This is a genomic window from Klebsiella sp. 7-CIP_Kleb. (genome assembly GCF_050378655.1).
Classification (GTDB): domain Bacteria; phylum Pseudomonadota; class Gammaproteobacteria; order Enterobacterales; family Enterobacteriaceae; genus Klebsiella; species Klebsiella quasipneumoniae.
Map to the genome: position 1 here is coordinate 81,187 of NZ_JBNRLJ010000007.1, position 25,432 is coordinate 106,618.

The 25,432-nt window shown below is 58.3% G+C and carries 21 protein-coding genes and 1 pseudogene; 12 read left to right on the plus strand and 10 right to left on the minus strand.

Annotated features, from left to right (window positions below; genetic code table 11):
* The first annotated feature begins 40 nt into the window (after positions 1-40).
* The 7 genes from ACQUTI_RS20795 (at position 41) to ACQUTI_RS20825 (ending at position 7,186) form a co-directional block, all read left to right on the plus strand.
* On the plus strand, positions 41-448 hold the full coding sequence (locus tag ACQUTI_RS20795) for a CidA/LrgA family protein (RefSeq protein WP_032456851.1): 408 nt from the start codon (positions 41-43) through the stop codon (positions 446-448).
* Entirely contained in the window at positions 445-1,134 is a 690-nt protein-coding gene (locus tag ACQUTI_RS20800; protein ID WP_064178437.1) for an LrgB family protein, read from the plus strand. Before ACQUTI_RS20795 ends, ACQUTI_RS20800 begins: the two co-directional genes overlap by 4 nt.
* Positions 1,135-1,644: 510 nt before the next feature.
* The gene (locus ACQUTI_RS20805) at positions 1,645-2,202 is read left to right on the plus strand and encodes a fimbrial protein (RefSeq protein WP_254465645.1); all 558 of its coding nucleotides are present in this window, start codon (positions 1,645-1,647) and stop codon (positions 2,200-2,202) included.
* Positions 2,203-2,262: 60 nt separating this feature from the next.
* Positions 2,263-2,952 (plus strand): fimbrial assembly chaperone, encoded by a 690-nt coding sequence (locus ACQUTI_RS20810; RefSeq protein WP_004186536.1) that lies wholly within the window; start codon positions 2,263-2,265, stop codon positions 2,950-2,952.
* Positions 2,906-5,485 carry a fimbria/pilus outer membrane usher protein gene (locus ACQUTI_RS20815; RefSeq protein ID WP_428923357.1) on the plus strand — a complete coding sequence of 860 codons (2,580 nt, stop codon included), beginning with the start codon at positions 2,906-2,908 and terminating at the stop codon, positions 5,483-5,485. The genes ACQUTI_RS20810 and ACQUTI_RS20815 overlap by 47 nt, the downstream gene beginning before the upstream one ends.
* Before the next feature lie 35 nt (positions 5,486-5,520).
* Entirely contained in the window at positions 5,521-6,069 is a 549-nt protein-coding gene (locus tag ACQUTI_RS20820; RefSeq protein WP_004151734.1) for a fimbrial protein, read from the plus strand.
* A 19-nt stretch (positions 6,070-6,088) separates the two neighbouring features.
* Positions 6,089-7,186, plus strand: coding sequence for a type 1 fimbrial protein (locus tag ACQUTI_RS20825; protein WP_428923358.1), 1,098 nt, complete (start codon positions 6,089-6,091; stop codon positions 7,184-7,186).
* A gap of 47 nt (positions 7,187-7,233) precedes the next feature.
* On the opposite strand, the gene actP is transcribed toward ACQUTI_RS20825, so the two are convergent.
* The 3 genes from actP to acs form a co-directional block, all read right to left on the minus strand.
* Entirely contained in the window at positions 7,234-8,886 is a 1,653-nt protein-coding gene (actP, locus tag ACQUTI_RS20830; protein WP_064178494.1) for a cation/acetate symporter ActP, read from the minus strand.
* A complete protein-coding gene (locus tag ACQUTI_RS20835) occupies positions 8,886-9,197 on the minus strand; it encodes a DUF485 domain-containing protein (protein WP_004206350.1) in 312 nt (103 codons plus the stop codon). Before ACQUTI_RS20835 ends, actP begins: the two co-directional genes overlap by 1 nt.
* Before the next feature lie 184 nt (positions 9,198-9,381).
* Positions 9,382-11,340, minus strand: coding sequence for an acetate--CoA ligase (gene acs / locus ACQUTI_RS20840; RefSeq protein WP_004206352.1), 1,959 nt, complete (start codon positions 11,338-11,340; stop codon positions 9,382-9,384).
* A gap of 100 nt (positions 11,341-11,440) precedes the next feature.
* Here acs and ACQUTI_RS20845 point away from each other — a divergent pair.
* Positions 11,441-11,641, plus strand: a pseudogene (locus ACQUTI_RS20845) (hypothetical protein).
* Positions 11,642-11,752: 111 nt separating this feature from the next.
* Positions 11,753-13,066, plus strand: a complete 1,314-nt coding sequence (gltP, locus tag ACQUTI_RS20850; RefSeq protein ID WP_004206354.1) for a glutamate/aspartate:proton symporter GltP — start codon at positions 11,753-11,755, stop codon at positions 13,064-13,066.
* Positions 13,067-13,100: 34 nt separating this feature from the next.
* Here the strand turns inward: gltP and ACQUTI_RS20855 are convergent, their stop codons facing one another.
* Entirely contained in the window at positions 13,101-13,787 is a 687-nt protein-coding gene (locus tag ACQUTI_RS20855) for a tetratricopeptide repeat protein (RefSeq protein ID WP_004206356.1), read from the minus strand.
* A 204-nt stretch (positions 13,788-13,991) separates the two neighbouring features.
* The gene (fdhF, locus tag ACQUTI_RS20860) at positions 13,992-16,139 is read right to left on the minus strand and encodes a formate dehydrogenase subunit alpha (protein WP_077598907.1); all 2,148 of its coding nucleotides are present in this window, start codon (positions 16,137-16,139) and stop codon (positions 13,992-13,994) included.
* A gap of 272 nt (positions 16,140-16,411) precedes the next feature.
* Between fdhF and ACQUTI_RS20865 the strand changes: the two genes are divergently transcribed.
* The gene (locus ACQUTI_RS20865; protein ID WP_218802542.1) at positions 16,412-17,140 is read left to right on the plus strand and encodes a response regulator transcription factor; all 729 of its coding nucleotides are present in this window, start codon (positions 16,412-16,414) and stop codon (positions 17,138-17,140) included.
* A 50-nt stretch (positions 17,141-17,190) separates the two neighbouring features.
* On the opposite strand, the gene ACQUTI_RS20870 is transcribed toward ACQUTI_RS20865, so the two are convergent.
* From ACQUTI_RS20870 to ACQUTI_RS20885, 4 genes are all read right to left on the minus strand, one after another.
* A complete protein-coding gene (locus ACQUTI_RS20870; protein ID WP_017900095.1) occupies positions 17,191-18,198 on the minus strand; it encodes a carbohydrate kinase family protein in 1,008 nt (335 codons plus the stop codon).
* 74 nt (positions 18,199-18,272) lie between these two features.
* Positions 18,273-19,214, minus strand: coding sequence for an ABC transporter substrate-binding protein (locus ACQUTI_RS20875; RefSeq protein ID WP_004206362.1), 942 nt, complete (start codon positions 19,212-19,214; stop codon positions 18,273-18,275).
* A 30-nt stretch (positions 19,215-19,244) separates the two neighbouring features.
* Positions 19,245-20,243: an ABC transporter permease subunit gene (locus ACQUTI_RS20880; RefSeq protein WP_004206363.1), complete on the minus strand. Its 999-nt coding sequence runs from the start codon at positions 20,241-20,243 to the stop codon at positions 19,245-19,247.
* The gene (locus ACQUTI_RS20885; protein WP_064151103.1) at positions 20,240-21,760 is read right to left on the minus strand and encodes a sugar ABC transporter ATP-binding protein; all 1,521 of its coding nucleotides are present in this window, start codon (positions 21,758-21,760) and stop codon (positions 20,240-20,242) included. Before ACQUTI_RS20885 ends, ACQUTI_RS20880 begins: the two co-directional genes overlap by 4 nt.
* 179 nt (positions 21,761-21,939) lie before the next feature.
* Here ACQUTI_RS20885 and ACQUTI_RS20890 point away from each other — a divergent pair, with 179 nt between their 5' ends.
* Positions 21,940-24,225, plus strand: coding sequence for an ATP-binding protein (locus ACQUTI_RS20890; RefSeq protein WP_032456861.1), 2,286 nt, complete (start codon positions 21,940-21,942; stop codon positions 24,223-24,225).
* A 70-nt stretch (positions 24,226-24,295) separates the two neighbouring features.
* Complete coding sequence (gene yjdP, locus ACQUTI_RS20895; protein ID WP_004206366.1) at positions 24,296-24,649, plus strand: DDRRRQL repeat protein YjdP; 354 nt, start codon at positions 24,296-24,298, stop codon at positions 24,647-24,649.
* 22 nt (positions 24,650-24,671) lie between these two features.
* On the opposite strand, the gene phnP is transcribed toward yjdP, so the two are convergent.
* Positions 24,672-25,430, minus strand: coding sequence for a phosphonate metabolism protein PhnP (phnP, locus tag ACQUTI_RS20900; RefSeq protein ID WP_048294028.1), 759 nt, complete (start codon positions 25,428-25,430; stop codon positions 24,672-24,674).
* Positions 25,431-25,432 lie beyond the last annotated feature (2 nt).

Below are 25,432 nucleotides of genomic sequence, written 5' to 3' on the forward strand. Positions count from 1 at the left end.
ATACTGCACCCCTGACTTCTTTTTTCCAGGAATATCGCTCATGGCCTTCGCGCCAGCTCGCGTTGTCCCCGTCGTGGCGCAACGTCTTCAGATCCCGGTGCAGGTACTTCTCTACGTCGGGTTATTTATCTTCGCGCAATATCTGGTGAACACCTGGCAGGTGCCGCTGCCGGCCAACCTGGTCGGCATGGTGATGCTCCTGCTGCTGATCGTCTGCCGGGTGATCCCCCTGAACTGGGTTCGCGCCGGCGCCCGCTGGTTGCTGGCGGAAATGCTGCTGTTTTTTGTCCCGGCGGTGGTGGCGGTGGTCAATTATGCTCAACTGCTGATGGTCGACGGCTGGCGGATTTTTCTGGTGATTGCGTTAAGCACGCTGATGGTGCTGGGCGCCACCGCCTGGGTCGTTGACAAGGTCTATCGTTACGAAGTGAGCAGGATAAATAAATGAGCGATGTCGTGCTGAGTATCCTGTGTCTGCTGGCGACCCTGGGCCTTTATTATGCCAACAAAAAACTGTATCGCCGTTTTCATAAACTGCCGCTGATGCCGCTGGTGTTCACGCCGATCCTGCTGGTGCTGATTCTGGTGGTAGGCCACATCTCCTATCAGAGCTATATGGGGGAGACCCACTGGCTGCTCTGGCTGCTGGGCCCGGCGACCATCGCTTTTGCCGTCCCGGTCTATGAAAATGTCGCGGTGATTAAACGCCACTGGATGTCTCTCAGCGCAGGGGTGGTGACGGCGGTGGTGGTAGCGGTGACCAGTTCCGTGTGGCTGGCGCGCGGATTGATGTTGTCTGACGAAATACAGCGTAGCCTGGCGGTGCGTTCGGTGACCACGCCTTTTGCCCTGGCGGCGGCGAAACCGCTCGGCGGTCAACCCGATCTGGTGGCGCTGTTTGTGGTGATCACCGGCGTGTTTGGCATGGCGGTGGGAGATATGCTGTTCTTACGTCTTGCTATCCGGGAGGGGATGGCGAAAGGAGCCGGGTTCGGCGCGGCTTCCCATGGTGCGGGAACGGCGCGCTCGTATGAGCTGGGCCAGCAGGAGGGCGTGGTGGCCAGCCTGGTGATGATGCTGTCAGGCGTAGTGGTGGTGCTGGCTGCGCCGGTCGTCCGCTGGCTGCTGTTTTAACATTATCGCCAGAGTGAATGTTAATAAATATTGAGGAGAGGAATAGCTATCGGCTATTCCCTGTTTTTGTTATTGATGTATTTAACGGTTCATCATAAAAGATTAAGCCAATTCTTATATCAGCACTGACTTTGTAACTAAATGTTTCTCTGCATGCCCGTATTTAATTATGGGGTAAATATTATATAAATATCCAATTATCTTTGCGAATTTTATAACTTTATAACTATTTGATTTTTATGGTTTTGAGTATGGCCACTCATGCGTTGCGATGTTATGTCGCAAAAAATCAATTTTTACATTAATAATTGAGTTCTTACCTCATGCTAGTTATTATTTTTACGCGAGCTTGTATTATTGAATGGATTCAAATGCTGGTCGTTTATTTATGAATAATATTAATTGTCATAAACCATATGTCATGTAAATACATGCATGACGCCGCGCTGCTTGAATTTCATTCTCTAATATCGCTGCATAAAGCAATTGACGGACTGATTGTCGTTTATAATGGATATGGGAATAAATATGAAGATGAGTAAAAAATTTCTGGCGGGTGCCCTGATTTTCTCTGCCTGCAGCGCGCTGTCTACCGTTGCGCAGGCTGATAACACCATTACCTTTAATGGTATTGTTTCCGATACCACCTGTACGGCGACCATTGATGGCGGTGTAACGGCTATTGATATGGGCACCACCTCAGTGGCGGATCTGAAAGCGTATACCTTCGGCGCTGCCAAGAACTTCTCCTTTAGGTTAGCTGATTGCCCGACCGCGGAAGAAGGTGGCAACAGTATCGCCCGCGTCACTTTTGGCGGTGTTTCCGATACCGCGAACAGCGATTATTTTAAAAACCAGGCAACTGATGAGCCGGCAACCGGCGTCGCTGTGGCCCTTTTCGACGAAGCGGGCAATGTGATGAAGAATAACGAAGAGGGTTCTGATGTTGATATCTCTTCGGGTGCAGCAACCATTCCGTTCACCGTTAAAATGGTGAAATCGGGTGATGCCGATCCGACGAAAGGTACCGTTCAGACAACCGTGACTTATAACGTGACCTATCATTAATTCGGCTTCTTGTTGAATGGAGAAAGGGGAATCGCCTGCTATTCCCCTTAAATTAAACATATGAGATATCCTTTTTTTGCGATCGGTTTATTGCTGTCTTCTTCCTTCGCGCAGGCCAGCGTGGTCGTTGGCGGTACGCGTCTGGTTTTTGATGGTACGAAAAATAACGCTGTAATAACGGTTGAAAATAAAGATCAGAACAGCAATATCGTTCAGTCCTGGCTCTCGGTGGTTGATGCAGCCTCACCCGCCAAAGACGCATTTATTATTACGCCGCCGCTGTTTCGTCTCAAAGCCGGGGAGAAAGGATTTGTCCGCGTAGTTCGATCAGGAAAGAAATTACCCGACGATCGCGAGTCGATGTTTTGGCTCAATATTAAAGGGATCCCGGCAACAGAGTATGTACCTGATAAGAATGTCGTACAGTTTGCGATTAATTCGAAAATAAAATTGATTTATCGACCCGCTGCGTTAAAAGGTAATACACCGGAAGCGTACGCTGAAAAATTACAGTGGGGGAAAGAGGGGACGTCGGTGACGGTAAAAAATAACTCACCGCTGTATATGAATTTCTCACAGGTTAGCCTTAACGGTAAAAATATTTCTGGCGCATGGTTTGCTGCCCCGTTTTCCACTTTAAAAATACCCGTGAAGAGTAGCCTGTCGGCGACAGGAAAAAAAGAGATCACATGGAGCGTGATTAATGATTATGGTATGTCAGGGAAGAAATATACCGCTATCATTCAGTAGCGTTGAGCTGCTATTTTCAACTAAAAGTATCTGCGTCGCTATTATTCTGTGCCTAAGTACTCTGCCCTCTCGCGCGGAGGCCGGCGAATATTTCAACCCAAATTTACTCGAAGTCGCCGAGAGTCCTGCGGCTTCGGTTGATCTATCCTATTTTTCGCAAGATGGCATACCGCCGGGCACCTATCACCTGGATGTTTACATCAACGATAAGTACGTCAGTTCAGACTCGCTGACTTTTCAGGAAATTAGCCATGACGCAGGCGCGACTGCTTCTCCCTGCCTGTCCGCGGAGTATCTGAATTCATGGTTGATTAATACCACCGCCTATCCGCAGTTGTTCGAGGCAGGGGAAACCTGCGCCCAGCTGTCGGCGATCCCCGGGATGACGTTCTCGGTATCTCTTGCCCAGCAGCGGATTGATTTTACCGTGCCGCAGGCCGCCATGCTGAATCGCCCCAGAGACTATATTCCCGAGAGCCAGTGGCAACAGGGGATCAATGCCGGTCTTCTCAACTATAGCGTCACCGGGCAGCGTAATGCGCCGCGGCATAACGGCGCCACTATCGACAGTCAGTTCGTCAGCCTGCAGCCAGGGCTGAATCTGGGACCATGGCGCCTGCGCAACTACAGCACCTATAGCCACAGCGATAACAACAGCCGCTGGGAGTCGGTTTACTCCTATCTTGCCCGCGATATTCACACCCTACGCAGCCAGCTGGTGGTCGGTAATACGTATACCTCTTCCGGCATTTTCGACAGTTTGAGTTTTACCGGTCTGCAACTCAGTTCGGACAAAGAGATGCTGCCGGATAGCCTGCATGGCTTTGCGCCGACGATTCGAGGGATCGCGCGCACCACCGCGGAGGTCTCGGTTTATCAGAATGGTTACAGCATTTATAAAACCACCGTCGCTCCCGGCGCCTTTGAAATTAACGATCTGTACGCCACCGGCAGCGCCGGCGACCTGTACGTCAACATTAAAGAGTCTGACGGCAGCGAGCAAAACTTTGTGGTGCCTTTCGCGTCGCTGGCGATCCTGCAACGTGAGGGCCAGCTGGACTATGCGCTGAGCAGCGGCAGGACGCGATCGGGTAGCTCCGACGATAAAGAATATAACTTTATTCAGTCTTCCCTGGCCTATGGCGCCACCAGCAACATCACTTTTTATACTGGTTTCCAGCAGGCGGAAGATAAATACACCAACCTGTTGTTAGGCGCTGGCTTTAACCTCGGTACTATCGGTGCGCTGTCGTTTGATGGCTCTCAGTCGTGGGCCGACGTGAAAACCAGCGATACGGCCTCGTCAACCAGTAAAGAGCAAGGGCAATCGTATCGCGTCCGCTTCAGTAAAAGCTTTCTGCAGACGGGCACCAGCTTTTCCGTGGCCGGTTATCGCTACTCCACCTCGGGATATTATTCGTTTCAGGACTTTGTCGATAACTCTTCCACACAGCGCGACTGCTGTACGCAGAGCGGCAGAACGAAAGGCCGGTTTGACGCATCGTTGTCGCAGACGCTGTTTGGCTATGGTTCGCTCTCGCTTTCGTTGGTCAATGAGACCTACTGGGACAGTTCGCGTATGGAATCGGTGGGCGTGGGCTATAGCGGGTCGATTGGCAAGGCCTCCTACTTTATTAACTATTCCTATAACCGCAATGTGCAAAGCATCGATGACAGCGACAATAACCGGCCGGCCAGCGATACCGTCATCTCCCTGACGTTAAGTATTCCGCTTGGCGAGACGCTCTCGGCAAATTACACCATGAACCATGGTCGACATAACGATACCACGCACAGCGTGGGGCTCAACGGCTCGGCGTTTGAGGATCGTTCCCTGAACTGGAGCGTACTGGAAGGGTACAACACGCAGGATAAAAGCACCTCCGGCAACCTCAGCGTCAACTACCAGGGCTCGAAAGGGGATGTAGCTGGCGGCTATGGCTACGACCGCTACAGCAATCACTACAACTATTCGCTGCGCGGGGGCATGGTCGCCCATGCGGGCGGACTCACGCTATCACGCTTTCTGGGCGAGAGTTCTGCGCTGGTCGAAACGCCTGGCGTCAGCGATGTGACAGTGCGCGGTCAGACAAACGTGACGACGGATGCCGCCGGATATGCGGTGGTGCCTTACGTCCGTCCGTACCATCGTAACAGCCTGGCGCTGGATGAACAGGAAATACCTGGCGCTGAAGTGGATAACGTCGCCAGAACGGTGGTTCCGACGCGCAATGCGATCGTCAAAGTGAAGTACGACACGCGAATTGGCTATAAGGCGATGCTCACCCTGCGTACCCGCAATGGCGTGGTGCCTTTCGGCGCGCTGGTGACCCTCGATAATGATCACGGTAGCGCGTCGCGCAGCAATATCGTTGGCGATGAGGGGCAGGTGTATCTAACGGGGCTGCAGAAAAAAGGCCAGCTGTTAGCGCGCTGGGGGGAGAAAAGCAGTGAGCAGTGCACCGTTCATTATGACTTCTCCGGCATGGCCCTTGGCGACGATATTCTGTTCTATCAGGCCGAATGTCGGTAATGGATGCAGGTTTTCAACATGGAAGAGGGGCTGATATGAATATGCGAGACGGCAGCACAAGGGGCCTCCTGGTGGCCATTTTGCTGCTCTCCCTTCCGGCGCTGGCTTATGAGGGCAGCAGCACGGTCAATTTTAACGTCACGGGCACCATCGAAGCGCCTTCCTGTGAGGTGGCCGTGGAGCCGTCGAACAGTATCGATTTAGGCACCGTCTCCTCGCAGACGTTCTCCGGACATGCCGGGGCGAGCGGCGCCAGCGTGCCGGTTAAGCTGGTCTTTTCCAGCTGTTCCGCCGATGCGTCGGCGGTGACCATCGCGTTTAGCGGCACCAGCTTCGATAGCACCCACGCTTCAATCTATAAAAACTTCCAGACTGGCAGCAACGGTGCCAGCGGCGTCGGTTTGCAGCTGCAGAGCATGGCCGACCAGCAGCCCCTTGGCCCCGGCGACCAGTATCTCTATACCTTTGGGGACGATGCGGATATCCATACCTTTAATATGGTGGCACGTATGTTTTCGCCTTATGGCCAGGTAAGGTCCGGGATGGTCGGGTTTACCGCCACGTTCGATGTGGCCTACAAATAACGTTTCGACAGGGATGGGTATGAAAAAACTGATCTTATTGCTCATATTGGCACTGTGTCCCGTCTATAGCTGGGCGGCCTGCACGGGAACCAACTATGGCGATGTCTCGATGACCAACCTGCCGGAAAAGATCCTGGTCAATGCCGGGAGCTATACCGCAGGGACGGTACTGTATGACTCGGGGAAGATTACGCGCTCGCAAACGGAATTGCTTAACTGTGAGGGGAGCACCTACGCGGTTTTTGCCTGGTCCTCGAACAATGCCGGGGCACTGATAGGGGATAATATCTATGCCACCTCGGTGCAGGGGATCGGTATCCGCGTCAAGGTGTGGCTCAATATCAGCGGTGAATATGGCGATGACACCGATGATTTCAGCCCCGACTCGCAGGTGCATTATATTGGTGATGTGAATTATTACCTCGGAAAGCCGACAGGTCTTTACGACTCTTTCGCGTCGACTCATTATACCCCAGCGTATCAGCTGCAGCTGGTGGCCACCGGCGGCGCCATCGCCAGCAAGAGTCAATTATCGTTCAGCGACCCGGTGGCCACGGTATCGGCCAAGGATAAAAAGGGGACCATCGCTATTTCACAACTGCACATCAGCGGCACCACCAGCATCCAGCTAATCCCGATGGGGTGTATTGTCGGTAGCAATAATCTCAGTTTTTCCATGGGCAGCATCAATGCCAGTGAGTTTAATACCGCGACGAAGGTGGGTAGCGCGCGGCAGTCTCTGAGCCTCTCCTGCGAGCCGGGAACTAACGTTTCGATGCGTGTGGCGGCTGCTTCTGCAAGCGGGGATAACCCTGACAATACGGTGATGGCCCTCACGGCGGAACAGAATGCCGCCACTGGCGTGGGAGTGCAGTTAAATTTGAATGGCAAAGCACTGCCGTTAAATACCGATATCAGCCTCTATACTTCGAGCCGCGCGACGGTGACCAACAGCGGCGCGGATGCCAGCTACAGCTATTTCACCAACCCCGACAGCCCCGGAGGCGCAGCGGCCATGCAGACGCTCGCCTTATCCACTAACTATTACAGGACGGGGAGCGCGGTGACCGCGGGGACAGCCAACGCCACCGGGGTGATCACCTTTACTTATAACTGAGGGGGAGAATCCCTTCCCCGAACGATGCCGGGGAAGGGAGAGGACAATTAATGCGCCTGGCCGCGTTCGATACCGATCCCGGTTTGTGAACGGATAAACTGGGCGCGGAACTGCTCGCGCTCGCGCATCCCTTCCGGTGAGTTATCGGTGGCGGAGAAGACCCAGATGCCAATGAACGCGATGGCAATGGAGAACAGCGCTGGGTATTCATACGGGAACAGCGCTTTCTCATGACCGAGGATCTGCACCCAAATGGTCGGGCCGAGGATCATCAGAATCACCGCCGTCAGCAGACCCAGCCAGCCGCCGATCATCGCCCCGCGGGTGGTCAGCTTCGACCAGTACATCGACAGCAGGATAATCGGGAAGTTACAGCTGGCGGCAATAGAGAACGCCAGGCCGACCATGAAAGCGATATTCTGATTTTCGAACAGGATGCCCAGCAGAATGGCCACCACGCCGAGGATCAGCACCGTAATTTTGGAGACCTTCAGCTCCTGACGCTCGGTCGCCCCTTTACGGAAGACGTTGGCGTACAGGTCGTGCGACACCGCCGAGGCGCCCGCCAGCGTCAAGCCAGCGACCACCGCCAGAATAGTGGCGAAGGCGACCGCGGAGATAAAGCCGAGGAACAGGTTGCCGCCCACCGCATCCGCCAGATGCACCGCCGCCATATTATTGCCGCCGATAAGCTGCCCGGCCGCGTCTTTGAACACTGGGTTCGCGCCGACCAGCATGATGGCGCCGAAGCCGATGATAAAGGTCAGAATATAGAAGTAGCCCATAAAACCGGTGGCGTAGAACACGCTTTTACGCGCTTCTTTGGCGTCGCTCACGGTAAAGAAACGCATCAGGATATGCGGCAGGCCGGCGGTACCAAACATCAGACCGAGGCCAAGGGAGAGCGCGGATATTGGATCTTTCACCAGCCCGCCTGGGCTCATAATCGCCGCGCCTTTCGGGTGGACGGCCATCGCTTCGGTAAACAGATTATTGAAGCTGAAGCCGACGTGCTTCATCACCATAAAGGCCATAAAGCTGGCGCCGAACAGCAGCAGAACCGCTTTGATAATCTGCACCCAGGTGGTCGCCAGCATGCCGCCGAACAGGACATAGAGCACCATCAGGACGCCCACCAGCACCACCGCAACGTGATAGTTAAGGCCGAACAGCAGCTGGATCAGCTTGCCGGCGCCAACCATTTGGGCGATCAGATAGAGGGCCACCACCACCAGCGAGCCGCAGGCGGAGAGGGTGCGGATCGGTCCCTGTTTGAGACGATAGGACGCCACGTCGGCAAAGGTGTAGCGGCCAAGGTTGCGCAGACGTTCGGCAATCAGAAACAGGATAATCGGCCAGCCGACAAGGAAGCCCAGCGAGTAGATCAGACCGTCGTAACCGGAGGTATACACCAGCGCGGAGATACCAAGGAACGACGCTGCCGACATAAAGTCGCCGGCAATCGCCAGCCCGTTCTGGAAACCGGTGATATTGCCGCCGGCGGTGTAGTAATCGCTGCGCGAACGCACCCGTTTTGACGCCCAGTAAGTGATGTACAGGGTCAGGGCGACGAAAATCAGGAACATGACAATCGCTTGCCAGTTGGTCGGCTGGCGCTGTACCGCGCCGGTAATGGCGTCTGCGGCCTGAACGCCGAGGGGCAGCAGCGTGGCGGCGAGCGCCGTCAGGACTCTCTTGATCATGCTTTTACCTCGTTGAGAACGCTCTTGGTCAAACGGTCAAATTCACCGTTGGCCCGCCAGACATAAATACCGGTGAGAACAAACGAAATGACGATCACCCCGATGCCCAGCGGGATCCCGCGGGTGACGCTGGTCCCGGCGTGCAGCGGCGTGCCGAGCCAGCCTGGCGCGAAGGCGATAAGCAGAATAAAGCCCACATAGATCACTAACATAATCACTGACAGAATGGCGGCAAACCGTTGCCGTGATGCTACCAGCTCCCTGAAATGCGCACTATTTTCTATCCGCTGACAAAGTTGTTCATTCATCTTAGCGTCTCCAGAGGTCTCCCTTTCGTCATCCACGCAGCGGACGCTGGCGACAGCAACCCCTCCGGCGTTAAAGGCCGGGATACGGTTCGCTGACGGCGTTCCTGCGAGTGAAATCCTGGGGGAGGGACTTATTTTTATCCTCTCCCCGGTGGGGGAGAGGGTGTAGGGAATCGGTCCTTACTTAAGAAGGCATGGTAATGGCCTGCTTCTCTTCGAGCAGTTTTTCCACTACGCCAGGATCGGCGAGAGTCGAGGTATCGCCGAGGTTGCTGGTGTCGCCCGCGGCGATCTTGCGCAGAATGCGGCGCATGATTTTGCCCGAGCGGGTTTTTGGCAACGAATCGGTCCAGTGCAGAACATCCGGCGTCGCCAGCGGGCCAATCTCTTTACGCACCCAGTTACGTACTTCCGCATACAGCTCCGGCGTCGGTTCTTCACCGTGATTGAGCGTCACGTAGGCGTAGATAGCCTGGCCCTTGATGTTGTGCGGAATACCGACCACTGCCGCTTCGGCGATTTTCGGGTGCGACACCAGCGCCGATTCGATCTCGGCAGTACCCAGACGGTGGCCGGAGACGTTCAGTACGTCATCCACGCGGCCGGTGATCCAGTAATAGCCATCTTCATCTCGGCGCGCGCCGTCGCCGCTAAAGTACATATTTTTGAAGGTGGAGAAGTAGGTTTGCTCAAAGCGCTCATGATCCCCGAACAGGGTACGCGCCTGGCCGGGCCAGGAGTCGGCGATGGCAAGATTGCCCTCGGTGGCGCCATCCAGCGGCAGCCCTTCGTTATCCACCAGCACCGGCTGAACGCCGAAGAACGGGCGGGTAGCGGAGCCAGCCTTCAGCTCAATCGCCCCCGGCAGCGGGGTGATCATAAAGCCGCCGGTTTCGGTCTGCCACCAGGTGTCCATCACCGGGCACTTCTCGTTACCGATCTTCTTCCAGTACCACTCCCAGGCTTCCGGGTTAATGGGTTCGCCGACCGAGCCGAGAATGCGCAGCGAGGAGCGGTCTGTGCCTTCGATAGCCTTGTCGCCTTCCGCCATCAGGGCACGGATCGCCGTCGGAGCGGTATACAGAATGCTGACCTTATGCTTATCGACGACCTGGCACATACGCGCCGGGGTTGGCCAGTTCGGCACCCCTTCGAACATCAGAGTGGTGGCGCCGCAGGCCAGCGGGCCGTACAGCAGATAGCTGTGGCCGGTGACCCAGCCGACATCGGCGGTGCACCAGTAAATATCGCCCGGGTGGTAATCGAAAACGTATTTAAAGGTGGTGGCCGCGTAGACCAGATAGCCGCCGGTGGTGTGCAACACCCCTTTCGGTTTACCGGTGGAGCCAGAGGTATAGAGGATGAACAGCGGATCTTCGGCGTTCATCTCGACGGGGCGGTGTTCGGCGCTGGCGTTCGCCATCAGATCGCTCCACCACAGATCGCGGCCTTCCTGCCAGTCGATTTTACCGCCGGTACGTTTCAGGACCACGACGTGTTCAATGCTGTTTACGTTCGGGTTTTTCAGCGCGTCATCGACGTTTTTCTTCAGCGGGATGGCGCGACCGGCGCGCAGCCCTTCATCCGCGGTGATCACCAGGCGCGAGCTGGAGTCGATAATGCGTCCGGCCACTGCCTCCGGCGAGAAGCCACCGAAAATCACCGAGTGGATGGCGCCGATGCGGGCGCAGGCCAGCATCGCCACCGCGGCTTCCGGCACCATCGGCATATAGATGGCGACCACGTCGCCTTTTTTAATCCCGAGGCCGAGCAGCACATTGGCGAAGCGGCACACGTCCGCATGCAGTTCACGGTAGGTGATGTGCTTGCTCTGGCTGGCGTCGTCGCCTTCCCAGATGATGGCGGTTTGATCGCCGCGCTCGGCGAGGTGGCGGTCGAGGCAGTTGGCGGCGAGGTTCAGGGTGCCGTCTTCATACCATTTGATGGAAATGTTACCTGGCGCGAAGGAGGTATTCTTCACGCGGGTGTAGGGGCGCATCCAGTCAAGGATTTTCCCCTGCTCGCCCCAGAATGTATCAGGGTCGGTTATGGATTGTTGATACTGCGCCTTGTACTGATCCGGGTTAATCAGGCAACGTTCCGCAATGTTAGCGGGAATAGGGTGTTTGTGTATTTGGCTCATGGCTTTTTTTCTCCTTTGAACTTGTTAAATATATGTCAAACAAACGTTAAGAGTAGGGGTTTTGACAGCTTTGTTTGTTAATTGGGGGGCAGATCACGCAATGATTCAACTGAGTGAAATTTCGTCAAATGAAACTTTGAAGTGAAATAATTACGCTAATGAATTTATAGAAATGGATGGTGTGAAATATTTTTTATTACAAATACTTATGCAAGGTAACTGGGGGAAATTCGCTGCTTTATGCAGAAAAGCAGAGGAAAGCCCTGTTCTTAAAGGCTTGCGCAGCATACCGTGCAAATGATACTGATATTGCGCGTTAAATAACCCCACAAAGCAACGCAACACAATTCATACCCCCTGCAGTGGGTACCATGACGAAAAGGAATGGTGCCTTTCATTGAGGAAGTCAGTAGTGAAGAAAACAAAAAAAGTCAGTCTGGCCTGGCAAATTTTGCTAGCCCTGGTGCTGGGTATCCTTCTGGGCAGTTATCTGCATTACCACGCCGAAAGTCGCGATTGGTTGATTAGCAATTTGCTGACACCGGCGGGCGATATCTTTATCCATCTGATTAAAATGATCGTGGTCCCGATTGTTATTTCGACCCTGGTGGTCGGGATTGCCGGCGTGGGCGATGCCAAACAGTTAGGCCGGATCGGCGCCAAAACGATTATCTATTTCGAAGTGATCACCACGGTGGCGATCGTGCTGGGTATCACCCTGGCCAACGTCTTTCAGCCGGGAACGGGCATTGATATGTCGCAGCTGGCGGCGGTTGATATTTCGAAATACCAGAATACCACCGCTGAGGTGCAGAGCCATGCGCATGGCCTGATGGGCACCATCCTGTCGCTGGTGCCAACCAACATCGTGGCGTCGATGGCGAAAGGCGATATGCTGCCGATTATTTTCTTCTCGGTGCTGTTTGGTCTGGGGCTCTCCTCGCTGCCGGCGACGCACCGTGAACCGCTGGTGACGGTCTTCCGCTCCATCTCCGAAACCATGTTCAAAGTCACCCATATGGTGATGCGCTATGCGCCGATCGGGGTGTTCGCCCTGATTTCAGTGACCGTCGCCACCTTCGGGTTCGCCTCGCTGTGGCCGTTGGCCAAGCTGGTGCTGCTGGTTTACTTCGCGATCCTGTTTTTCGCGCTGGTGGTGCTGGGGATTGTCGCCCGCCTGTGCGGCCTGAGCATCTGGATCCTGATCCGCATCCTAAAAGATGAGCTGATTCTGGCTTACTCCACCGCCAGCTCCGAGAGTGTGCTGCCGCGAATTATCGAGAAAATGGAAGCCTATGGCGCGCCGGCGTCGATCACCAGCTTCGTGGTGCCGACCGGCTACTCCTTTAACCTCGATGGCTCAACGCTGTATCAGAGCATTGCGGCGATCTTTATCGCCCAGCTCTACGGCATCGACCTCTCCATCTGGCAGGAGATCACCCTGGTGCTGACCCTGATGGTGACCTCGAAGGGGATCGCTGGCGTGCCGGGCGTCTCCTTTGTCGTGCTGCTGGCCACCCTGGGCAGTGTCGGGATCCCGCTGGAAGGTCTCGCCTTTATCGCCGGCGTTGACCGTATCCTCGACATGGCGCGTACCGCGCTGAACGTGGTGGGCAATGCGCTGGCGGTGCTGGTTATCGCCAAGTGGGAGCATAAGTTCGACCGTAAAAAAGCGCTGGCGTATGAACGCGAAGTGCTGGGCAAGTTTGATAAAACCGCCCAATAAAACACAAAGCCCGGCGCGAGTGCCGGGCTTTTTCTTATCCTTTACTGATCCTGTCAAACTCTTCGCAGCCGGTATCAAATCCCTCAAGACAGCTAACGTTCAGCCAGTGCAGCGCCTTCTGCTTATTCGGTTCGATAAAGCCTTTCTCCCCCTGCTGGAACATCATCCCGGCCCAGTATTCGGCATAGCCGGTCCGCGAGAGCGCTGAGCTGCCTTTGAAGTATTCGCTCGCTTTCACATCATCTTCCGGGCCGTGCACACCGCTGGCGTAGATCAGCCCGAGCAGCATCTGGGCGTCTACCGCCGCATCGCTTTCGCTGTCCTGGGCGGCATCCTGCAGGAGCGTGATGGCGTGCGCCACGTCGGTGGGACCGGCCTGACGGTTCACCAGCACCCGCGCGAGGACGATTTCCCCGGATTTACTGCCGGCCTTAACGGCTTTTTCCGCCAGCTGGCGGGCCTGCGGATAGTCCGCCTGCTGCGGATTGCGAATTTTGAGCTGCGCCAGCAGGGCCAGCGCGTCACCATCGCCTTGCGCCGCTGCTTTCTGGGCCCAGAATTCGGCTTTCTGATAATCGCCGGAGCTGACCCAGGTATCCGCAAGGTAATATTGCGCGCGACGATCGCCGGCTTCCGCCTGCTGTTGATACTGACTGCCGGGTTCGGTGGCCACCGCTGCGCCGCTGGTGAAAACCAGTAAAAATAAAAAGAGGTATTTCATTTGTATTTATTATCAGCAAGGAACATAGCGCGCAGTATAAAGGGAGGCGAAAAAGAAGAAAATGGCGGGAATTAGCGGGGTGAATACCCGGATAGCGGCGCGTAGCGCCTTATCCGGGCTACGGTTCGGTATTCGGTTGGTAGCCCCGGTAAGCGTAAGCGCCACCGGGGAGGGTTCCCGGATATCGGGTATGGCCGTCGAACCTTAACCCATCGCGCTTTCGCGCAGGCGGGATTTCAGCTTGTTGTACTCGTCGATCACGTACTGTTCCGCCGCGCGCTGATCGGCAATCCGCTCAACGTTGACCGCGCAGTACTTGTACTCCGGCGTTTTGGTTATTGGGCTCAGGTTCTCCGACACCAGCTCGTTACAGGCGCCAATCCACCACTGGTAGGTCATATACACCGCCCCTTTGTTCGGCCGGTCGCTGACCTGCGCGCGGGTGATGATCCGACCCTTGCGCGAATTCACCCACACCAGCGCTTCATCCTCAATGCCTAACCGTTCGGCGTCGGCGGTGTTGATTTGCGCATAGCCAGGCTCATCCGCCAGCGCCGCCAGCGCCGCGCAGTTACCGGTCATTGAACGGCACGAGTAGTGGCCGACTTCGCGCACCGTCGACAGCACCATCGGGTACTCGTCGGTGAGCTTATCGATCGGCGCGACCCAGTCGCAGGTGAAGAACTGCGCCAGCCCGTTCGGGGTATCGAACTTCTCTTTAAACAGATACGACGTCCCCTGATCGGCGTCGGACTCATCGCGGCACGGCCACATCACATAGCCGAGCTCACCCATTTTCTCGTAGGTGGCGCCGTAGAAGTCCGGGCACAAATGCCGCAACTCGTCCCAGATCTCCTGGGTGTTGTTGTAGTGCATCGGATAACCCATCCGGGTAGCGATTTCGCTGATGATCTGCCAGTCGGTTTTCAGATCCCACTTCGGCTCCACGGCTTTAAAGAAGCGCTGGAAGCCGCGGTCCGCTGCGGTGTACACGCCTTCGTGCTCGCCCCACGACGTGGACGGCAGGATGACGTCGGCCGCGGAGGCGGTTTTGGTCATGAAAATGTCCTGGACGATCACCAGTTCCAGATCGTCGAACGCTTTGCGCACCGCTGACAGTTCAGCATCGGTCTGCAGCGGATCTTCACCCATAATGTACGCCGCCCGCACTTCACCGTGCGCCGCGCGGTGCGGCAGCTCGCTGATGCGATAGCCGGTATGCGCCGGCAGGCTGTCGACGCCCCAGGCTTTGGCGAACTTCTCGCGGTTTTCCGGGAACTTAACGTACTGGTAGCCTGGATAGGTATCCGGCAGCGCACCCATATCGCAGGCGCCCTGGACGTTGTTCTGGCCACGCACCGGGTTGACGCCGACGCTCGGTTTGCCGAGGTTGCCGGTGAGGATCGCCAGGCTGGTCAGGGAACGCACGGTCTCCACGCCCTGGTAGAACTGGGTAACGCCCATGCCCCACAGAATGGCGGCGGATTTGGCGCTGGCGTACATCCGGGCGCAGGCGCGGATCTCCTGGGCGCTGACCCCGGTGATCTCCTCCACCGACTCCGGCGTGTAGCCTTCAACGATTTTGCGATACTCCTCGAAGCCTTCGGAACGGCTGGCGACGAAGGATTTATCGTACAGATCCTCTTCAATAATCACGTGGCCAATCGCGTTGAGCAGCGCGATATTCGAGCCGTTCTTCAGCGCAATGTGCATATCGGCGATGCGCGCGGTTTCAATTTTGCGCGGGTCGCAGACGATAATTTTCGCCCCGTTGCGTTTAGCGTTAATGACGTGATTCGCCACGATAGGGTGGGAATCCGCCGGGTTGTAGCCGAAGATAAACACCAGATCGGTGTTATCAATCTCTGTGATGGCATTACTCATGGCGCCGTTACCGACCGACTGGTGCAGACCTGCAACCGAAGGGCCGTGTCAGACGCGAGCGCAGCAGTCGACGTTATTGGTACCAATAACGGCGCGCGCGAATTTTTGCATCACATAGTTGGTTTCATTACCGGTGCCGCGGGAGGAGCCGGTGGTTTGGATCGCATCCGGGCCATATTTGGCTTTAATGGCGCTGAGGCGAGTGGCGACGTAATCCAGCGCCTCATCCCAGGAGACAGCTTCCAGCTTGCCGCCGCGTTGACGACGGATCATGGGGGTTTTCAGGCGCGGCGTCAGGATCTGGGTATCGTTAATAAAGTCCCAGCCATAATAGCCTTTCAGGCACAGGGTTCCCTGGTTGGTTTTCCCCTGCGCCGCTTCAGCCCGAACGATTTTGCCGTTATCGACCACCAGATTGATTTTGCAACCTGATGCGCAATACGGGCAAACCGTGACGACTTTTTTCATCGGTCTTGCTCCAGTTATTCAATGGGCGCGTTTGCGCTATCGCGCCGTCACTATGCATCTTCTATGCCATATTTTCATTGTGGGTATTCCTTGATGATACGCGGCTTTTTTGGGCGAAATGCTGACGAAAAACAGCCTGTCGACAGATTTGACGTGTCGATACCCTGGAGATGTGACGGCGCTTGAAAAAATGTCACCGGGAGAGGAATTTGTCGGCGCAGCCTTGCAGAATCGATCAGACTGACACTAACTCCCCGCGGGCAGAGGCAAAGATGAAACCGGTCATTTTAGTGGTCGATGACGACATAGCGATGGGCGAGCTGCTCAGAGATGTGCTCGGCGCGCACGCGTTTGAGGTGCTGGTCTGCCAGACCGGCGGCGACGCGCTGGCGACGGTGGCGCAGCGGGCGGACATCGCGCTGGTTTTGCTGGATATGATCCTGCCGGATACCAATGGCCTGCAGGTGCTTCAGCAGCTGCAGCGCACCCGGCCGGAGCTGCCGGTGGTGATGCTCTCCGGCCTGGGCAGTGAGTCCGATGTGGTGGTGGGCCTGGAGATGGGCGCCGATGATTACATCGCCAAACCGTTCAGTTCGCGGGTGGTGGTCGCCCGGGTGAAGGCGGTGCTGCGGCGCAGCGGGGCGCTGGCCAGCGAGGCGCTGGGCGTCGCCGCCGGCCTGACGTTCAACGGCTGGCGGCTGGATACCACCCGCTGTGAGCTGTATAACCCGCAGCAGCAGGCGATCCCGCTGACCCAGGGAGAATACGGTTTGCTGCTGGCGCTGGCGCAGAACGCCCGCCGGGTACTGAACCGCGAACAGTTGCTGGCGCTGACCCATACCGAAAGCGCCGAGGTGTTCGACCGCACCATCGATGTGCTGATCATGCGCCTGCGGCGCAAAATCGAGCTGAACCCGCATCAGCCGACGCTGATTAAAACGCTGCGCGGCCTGGGCTATGTCTTTTCCGCCGACGTGACCCACAGCGAGAAGGCGGCATAGGGCGGGAAGCTGTCTAACCGGCCTGGCCATTGCTGGGGGAGTCAACCCTTCTAATTATTTTGCAACTGAATAAACGTCTGTAGCTCAGTGAGCGTTTTGGCGCCGTCGATCGCATTGGCAGCCTGCAGGCTGGCGCGGGCGCAGGCGTGGGCCAGCTGCAGACTGTCGGTTAACGGCCAGCGTTCGTGGCTGCCGTACAGCAGGCCGGCGCAGAAGGCATCCCCGGCGCCGACGCTGCCGACAATCTCCTCCGGCGGCAGCCGCCATGACGGTACCCAGCGCCCGGCTTCGGTACGTGAGACGCCCCATGCCCCCTCCGGGCAGTGGATCACCACCCGTTGGCGCACGCCGGCGTCAAGCAATGCGCTGGCGGCGCTGGCGATATTGGCGACGTGCGGCTCGCCGTTGGGTAGCCGAATCTCCAGCCCGCTAAACTCGCTGGCTTCCAGTTCATTGATGGTCAGGTAGTCAAGATGCGCCAGCGCCGGCAGGACCAGCGGGCGGTAGCGCGGGTCGCCCTTGCGCGACACCAGATCGAGGGAAACCTCATAGCCTCGCTCGCGCATCTGCGCCAGCAGTCGCGCGCTGCGGGTGCCGTACACTTCGTCGGGGCGATCGAGACTCTCAAGCAGCAGCAGATAGCCGAGATGGAAAATTTTCAGCGGCGCATCCAGCGGCTCAAAGGCCGGAAGGTCAAGCAGGCGGTTGGCGCCGGGGGAGTGAAAAAAGGTACGCTGACCGTCAGCGTCGGTCATCACCTGAGTCATCGAGGTGGGGGCAGAGCTGGTGCGCTGCACGAGCTGGCGATTGATATGGTACTGATCGAGCATGGCGGTAATGTAGTCGCCATCGTTATCCTCGCCAATCAGGCCGACCGCCTGCAGCGGCAGGCCGGCGTGCATTTTGGCCAGGGTCAGCAGGACGTTCAGCGGCGCGCCGCCGGTGGCGCGTTCGCTATGCATAATCTCCACCAGCCAGCCGCGCTCCGGCCACTGTCTGATCTGGTGGACATGATCGACCAGCATGTTGCCTGCGGCAATAATGCCTTTACGTTCCATGATCGCTACTCCGCGCCGTCATACTTGTTAAGCGTAGCGCACAATCGGCGGAACGATCGTGCGCCCGGTTGCGCTTATTTCACGGTCCAGCCTTTGTAAGAGCTGACGTTGTTTTTGTCGATCATGGTCACCGGGATCAGCACCGGCGCGGTTGGGGCCGGTTTGCCCTGCAGGATGTTGTAGCCAATTTCCACCGCCTTCGCCGCCATCACCTGGGGATCCTGCGCCGGCGTTGCGACAAACAAGGAGTTCTTACGCTTCAGTGCCTCTTCGCCGTCCGGGCTGCCGTCGACGCCGACGATGAAGAACTCGCTGCGCTGCGCCTGTTTCGCTGCCAGATCGGCGCCAATCGCTGTCGGATCGTTGATCGCGAACACGCCGTCAATCTTCGGATTGGCCGCCAGCAAGGAGGTCATCACCTCCAGTCCGCCTTCCCGGCTGCCTTTGGCGTTCTGGTTGGAGGACAGAATTTTTATATCCGGGTGTTTTTTGAACTCCGTTTCGCAGCCTTCGACGCGGTTTTGTACGGCGGAGACCGGCGGCCCGTTGATGATCACCACGTTGCCTTTGTTGTTCAGACGATCGCTAATGTATTTACAGGCCAGCTCGCCCGCCTGGGTGTTATCGGAGGTGATGGTGGCGTCGGCCCCTTCGGCGGCAACGTCAACCGCCACCACCACGATCCCGGCCTCTTTGGCCCGTTTCACCGCCGGGCCAATGCCTTTCGAATCGGCGGCGTTGAGGATAATCATATCGACTTTGGCGGCGATAAAGTTATCGATCTGCGCCACCTGCTGGCCCAGATCGTAGCCGCTGGAGACCAGCGTCACTTTGACGTTATCCCCCGCCAGCTTGCGGGCCTCCAGCTCCGCGCCCTTGGTGATCTGCACAAAGAACGGGTTGGCAAGGTCGCCCACCGTCACGCCAATCGCTTTCAGCTCTTTGGCCGACGCAAAAGGGGAGGCGGCCAGCAGCGCGCCAGCACACAGCGCGGTGACTATCGGTTTTAAACGCATTCGCTTTTCCTCGCAGGTAAGATGGTGTTGTTATGCACTTTGATGATGTCGGGTACGGTATTTGTCGATCAGCACCGCAATGATGATCACCGCCCCTTTGATCACCAGTTGCCAGAAGTAGGAGACCCCCATCAGGGTCATACCGTTATTGAGGGTGGCGATAATCAGCGCCCCCACCAGCGTACCGGTGATGGTGCCGATCCCGCCGACGAAGCTGGTGCCGCCAAGAATGACCGCGGCGATGGCGTCCAGCTCGTAGCCGACCCCGAGGTTACCGTTGGCGCTGTACAGCCGGGAGGCGCTCATCACTCCGCCAAGGCCGGAGAGCAGGCCGCTCATGCCATAGACAAACAACAGCACCAGCCAGACTTTAATGCCGGTCAGCCGCGCCGCCTGCATGTTGCCGCCCACCGCGTAGATATGCACCCCAAGGGTGGTTCGGCGCAGGATAAACCAGCACACCGCGATAACCGCCAGGGCGATGACCACCAGCCACGGCACCGGGCCGAGGTAGTCATTGCCGATCCACTCGAAGCTGATATCGGAGTTGATCACCGTGGTGCCGTCGGCCAGCAGATAGGCGGCGCCGCGCAGCGCCGTATAGGTGCCGAGAGTGACAATAAACGGCGGTAGCCCGGCGAAGGCCACCAGCGCGCCGTTGAACAGGCCGAGCAGCAGGCCGAGCATCAGCGCCGCCGGAATCGACAGCAACGCCAGCTCCGGGATCAGCGAGACCACCATTGCCGCCACCGCGGTGGTGCCGAGAATGGAGCCGACGGAAAGGTCAATGCCGCCGGTGAGGATGATGAAGGTCATTCCCGCCGCCAGCACAATGTTGATCGAGGCCTGGCGGGTGATATTCAGCAGATTGCTTTCCGTGAAGAAGTTGGGGGCGATAAAGCCGAAGACGGCGACGATCAGGATGAGGATCGGCAGAATGCCGACGGTCTGCATCAGGTCGCCCATCAGCATTTTTTTCGCCGAAGCGGATTTCGCGACCGGCGCGGAGGTCTCTTTCGGTATGCTCATAGTTGCCCTGCCTTAAGGTGAGAATCGTTCACGCCGGTGGCCAGCGTCATGATCTGTTCCTGGCTGATATCGCCGGACTGCAGCTCGCCGGCGATAGTCCCTTCGCGCATCACATAGACCCGGTCGCTCATGCCCACCACTTCGGGCAGTTCGCTGGAGATCATCAGAATGGCGACGCCCTGGCGCGCCATGTCGTTCATGATGCGGTAAATCTCGCTTTTCGCGCCGACGTCGACGCCGCGGGTGGGTTCATCAAGGATCAGAATGCGCGGGCCAATCGCCACCCAGCGTGAAATCAATAATTTCTGCTGGTTGCCGCCGGACAGCCCGCCGGCGCGCACCTGGGCGTGCGGTACGCGGATGTTCAGCAGCTGGATGGCATCATCGGAGATGGTTTGCGCCTTCCGGCGGTTGAGCATTCCCCAGGTCGCGTCGCGCTCCAGCGTCGCCATGGTGATGTTTTCCTGGGCCGCCAGTTCGAGAAACAGGCCCTGCTCTTTGCGGTTTTCGGTCAGAAAGCCGATGCCATGGTCGATGGCTTCGCGCGGCGAGTGGATCACCACCGGCTCGCCGTCGATCTCGATCATCCCGCCGGTGGCTTTGCGCACGCCAAAGATCAGCTGCGCCAGTTCGGAGCGTCCGGCGCCGACCAGCCCGGCGAGGCCGACGATTTCGCCGGCATGCACCACCAGGCTGCTGGGCTTAACCTTACCGCCATCGGTCAGATCCTCGACCCGCAGGCGCGGCTGGCCGCGGGGAATATCGCGCTCTTTATTGAACAGATCGCTGAGCGGACGGCCGACCATCATGCGCACCAGCTCCGGTGCGTTGAGCTTGTCGCGCACCAGGCTGCCGACATACTGCCCGTCGCGCAGGACGCTGACCCGGTCGGAGAGCTCATACACTTCCGCCATGCGGTGGCTGATATAGATAATCGCCATCCCCTCATCGCGCAGGCGCAGGATGAGGTCGAACAGGCGCTGGGTTTCCCGCGAGGAGAGGGCGGCGGTGGGTTCATCCATCACCAGAATGCGGCTTTGACGGTGCAGGGCGCGGGCGATCTCCACTTGCTGCTGCTCGGCGATGGTCAGGGTCATCACCCGGTCGCTGGCCCTGAACTGGGCGCCGAGACGGTCGATCACCGCCTGCGCCTGGCTGAGCATGGCTTTGCGCTGCACCAGGCCACCACGTGCCAGCTCGCTGCCGAGGAAAATGTTTTCCGCGACGGTCAGGTTCGGCGCCAGCTGCATCTCCTGGTAGATCAACGTGATCCCGGCGGCCAGCGCGTCCTTGGGGCCGCGGATCGTTTGCGGTTTTCCGTCGATCAGGATCTCGCCGCTGGTGGCGGTATAGGCGCCGGCGAGGATCTTCATCAGCGTGCTTTTTCCGGCGCCGTTCTCCCCCATCAGGGCGTGGATCTCGCCGGGCCAGACCGTCAGGTCGACGCCCTTTAGCGCGTAGAATTTGCCAAAAGCTTTGGCGATATGGCGCATTTCCAGTACCGGGGTGGCGGTCATCACGGCGCTCCTGTCTGCGAGAACAATAGCAGCAGTCCACCACCGGAAAATAAATGCAGGATGTCAGAATCCATTCATATTTGTCATAGTGATAAATAGTTAACCGCGATCACAGTTACGCGGCGTCATTTTCTGCACCGTCACGCCTATATGCCGACCGTTCCTTCACCGGAGTTGCTATGACCGCTCGCCGACACCCGTTTTTCACCAGCGCCCGTGGCCGCCTGCTCTCCTTTAATCTGCTGATGGTGGTCGTCACCCTGCTGGTGAGCGGCGTGGCGGTGTTCGGCTTTCACCACGCCAGCCAGCTGCAGGAGCAGGTGCAGCGCCAGACCCTCAACGATATGCGCGGCAGTATGGATCTGGCGCGGGACACGGCGAATGTCGCCACGGCCGCGGTGCGCCTGTCGCAGGTGGTGGGCGCGCTGGAGTATAAAAGCGAAGCGGAACGGCTGCTGGCGACGCAGCAGGCGCTGAAGCACTCGCTGGCTCAGCTGGCAGCGGCTCCGCTGGCGCAGCAGGAGGAGGCGCTGGTGGCCAGTATTATTCGCCGCAGCAACGCGCTGCAGCGGAGCGTGGCGGAGATGCTGGAGCGCGGCCAGCGTCGTCATCTGCAGCGCAATGCGCTGCTGAGTTCGCTTTACCAGAATCAGAGCAACCTGCGCCATCTCGCCGATCTTAACGATCGCGGCGGGGACCGGGCGATCGATCCTCGTCGGCTAGCCGAGATGGACCGGCTGATCGCCGCCGCGATCCATACCGTCACGCCGCGGTCGATCGTTCTGCAGCTCGACCAGCTGCGCGGCGACCTGCCGGCTCAAAGCGCCGATCCCGCGCTGGCGTTTGTTCTCCCCGACGTCACCCGGGAGCTGGCGAAGCTGGCCCCGCTGTCGGCCCAGCTGGAGGAGAGCGACCTGACGATCAGCTGGTACATGTACCACATCAAAGCGCTGGTCGCGCTGCTTAACGACGACATCAATCAGTACGTGACCCGGGTGGCGGAAGCCTCCGAACAGCGGGCGGCGCAGAGCCATCGGGAGCTGCGCTCCATCAGCATGTTTATTCTGCTTTCCGCGCTGCTGGCGCTGGCGATCACCGGCTGCGCCGGGTGGTACATCTACCGTAACCTGGGCTCTAACCTGACCGCTATCTCGCGGGCGATGTCGCGGCTGGCTCAGGGAGAGCCGAACGTCTCGGTGCCGGCCCTGCAGCGGCGCGACGAGCTGGGCGAACTGGCGCGCGCCTTTAACGTTTTCGCGCGCAATACGGCGTCGCTGGAGCACACCACCCGGCTGCTGAAAGAGAAGACCACCCAGATGGAGATCGATAGGATTAAGCGTCAGGAGCTGGAGGAGGCGCTGTTGCACAGCCAGAAGATGAAGGCCGTCGGCCAACTGACCGGAGGCCTGGCGCATGATTTTAACAACCTGCTCGCGGTGATCATCGGCAGCCTTGAGCTGGTGGAGCCGAATGCGCAGGATGCGCCACGCCTCACCAGGGCGCTGAAGGCGGCGGAACGCGGGGCGCTTCTGACCCAGCGGCTGCTGGCCTTTTCGCGTAAGCAGGCGCTGCATCCCCAGGCGGTGGCGATGGCGCCGTTGCTGGAGAACCTCAGCGAGCTAATGCGTCACTCCCTGCCGGCGACCTTGAGCCTGGAGATTGAGGCGCAGTCGCCGGCGTGGCCGGCATGGATAGACGTCGGCCAGCTGGAAAACGCCCTGATTAACCTGGTGATGAACGCCCGCGACGCCATGGCCGGGCGCGCGGGCGTCATTAAAATTCGTACCTGGAATCAGCGGGTCACCCGCAGCAGCGGCCAGCGGCAGGATATGGTGGCTCTGGAGGTGATCGATCACGGCTGCGGCATGTCGCAGGCGGTGAAAGCCCGGGTGTTTGAACCCTTCTTTACCACTAAAGCCACCGGCAGCGGCAGCGGCCTGGGGCTGTCGATGGTGTATGGCTTTGTGCGCCAGTCGGGCGGCCGGGTGGCGCTGGAGAGCGCGCCGGGGCAGGGGACGACGGTGCGGCTGCAGCTGCCGCGGGCGATGACCGAGGTAGAGAAGGCGGCGGTGCCGGTGGAAGACGAACCAATCCCGGCGGGAGAACGGCTGGCGCTGGTGCTGGAAGATGAAGAGGATGTTCGCCAGACGCTGTGCGAACAGCTGCATCAGCTGGGCTGGCTGACGCTGGAAACCGCCAGCGGGGAAGAGGCGCTGCAGCTGCTGGAGGCCTCGCCGGATATTGCCCTGTTGATTAGCGATCTGATGCTGCCCGGCGGGCTGAGCGGCGCCGATGTGATCCATACCGCGCGCCGCCGCTTTCCGGCGCTGCCGGTGCTGCTGATCAGCGGTCAGGATTTGCGCCCGGCGCAGAACCCGGCCCTGCCGGAGGTGGAGTGGCTGCGTAAGCCCTTCACCCGCGCTCAGCTGGCGCAGGCGCTGAGTGCAGCGTACGCGAGGATTTGAGATTCCTCCGCTACCCGGGCGGCATGCCGATGATTAAGGTAGCGGCAGGACTCTGATGAGATTGGCCCCGATGAAACGTTACGCAATCGCACTGCTCTTTTGCACTCTGTCGCTGACCAGCCTGGCCGCCCGCGCCGATATTATCGATGACGCGATCGGCAATATTCAGCAAGCCATTAACGACGCCTATAACCCGGGTAGCAGTCGCTCTGATGACGACGACAGATACGATGACGATGGCCGGTATGATGACGGGCGCTATCAGGGAAGTCGCCAGCAGAGCCGTGACAGCCAGCGTCAGCATGACGATCGGCAACGCCAGCTGGACGATCGCCGCCGTCAGCTGGATGAACGCCAGCGCCAGCTCGATCGCGATCGCCGCCAGTTAGAAAGCGATCAGCGTCGTCTGGACGATGACTATTGATCGCCCCGCAGCAGACCGACGCCTAATCCAGCACGATTTCCATCCCGTCATAACCCGCTTCGAAACCTTCCGGTAGCGGGTTATCCATCATCCAGACGTCAAACTGATGGCTGATATGGGTGAGGATCACCCGCGGACAGCCTATCGCCTGGTTAAGGGCGCGAACGGTATTGAAATCGTTATGGTTACGCGGGGTCTGCGCCCGCGGCTCATGGCTGCAGTCGATGATCATCGCCTGCGGGCGGTTGCTGAGTAAAAACTTCAGCGTCTTGTCCGGCAGCCCGGCGGTATCCGAGAGCCAGGCTACCCGACTGTGGGCCGACTCCAGCAGATAACCGAAGGTGAGCTTCGAATGGTTGAGCGGCAGGGGCGTTACCCGCAGGCCCTGCAGCTCAAACACCACAAACGGCGTGACGGTATGGCTGAAGTCGAGCAGGCCGGGGTGCTTGAGCAGATCGTCGCAGCCGGCGTCGTCCGGCGGGCCGTAGACCGGGATCGGCGCGCCCACGCCCCAGCGCAGCGGAAACAGCCCCTGCACATGATCCAGGTGATAGTGGGTTAGCAGCACCTGCTGAAAGCTGCCGCCGGGATGATGTTCCATCAGATCCGGTCTGCCGGCGTCCAGCAGCGTCACTGCGCTGTTGAACGTCACCACCCCGCTACAGGGGCGTCGGCGATGGCTTTCCTCGCGGCGGGCGCGGCGGCAGGCCGCGCAATCGCAGCCAAAGGCCGGCACCAGCTGAGCGCCGCCGGTGCCGGTTAAGCGGAGGGTCAGGCTCATCG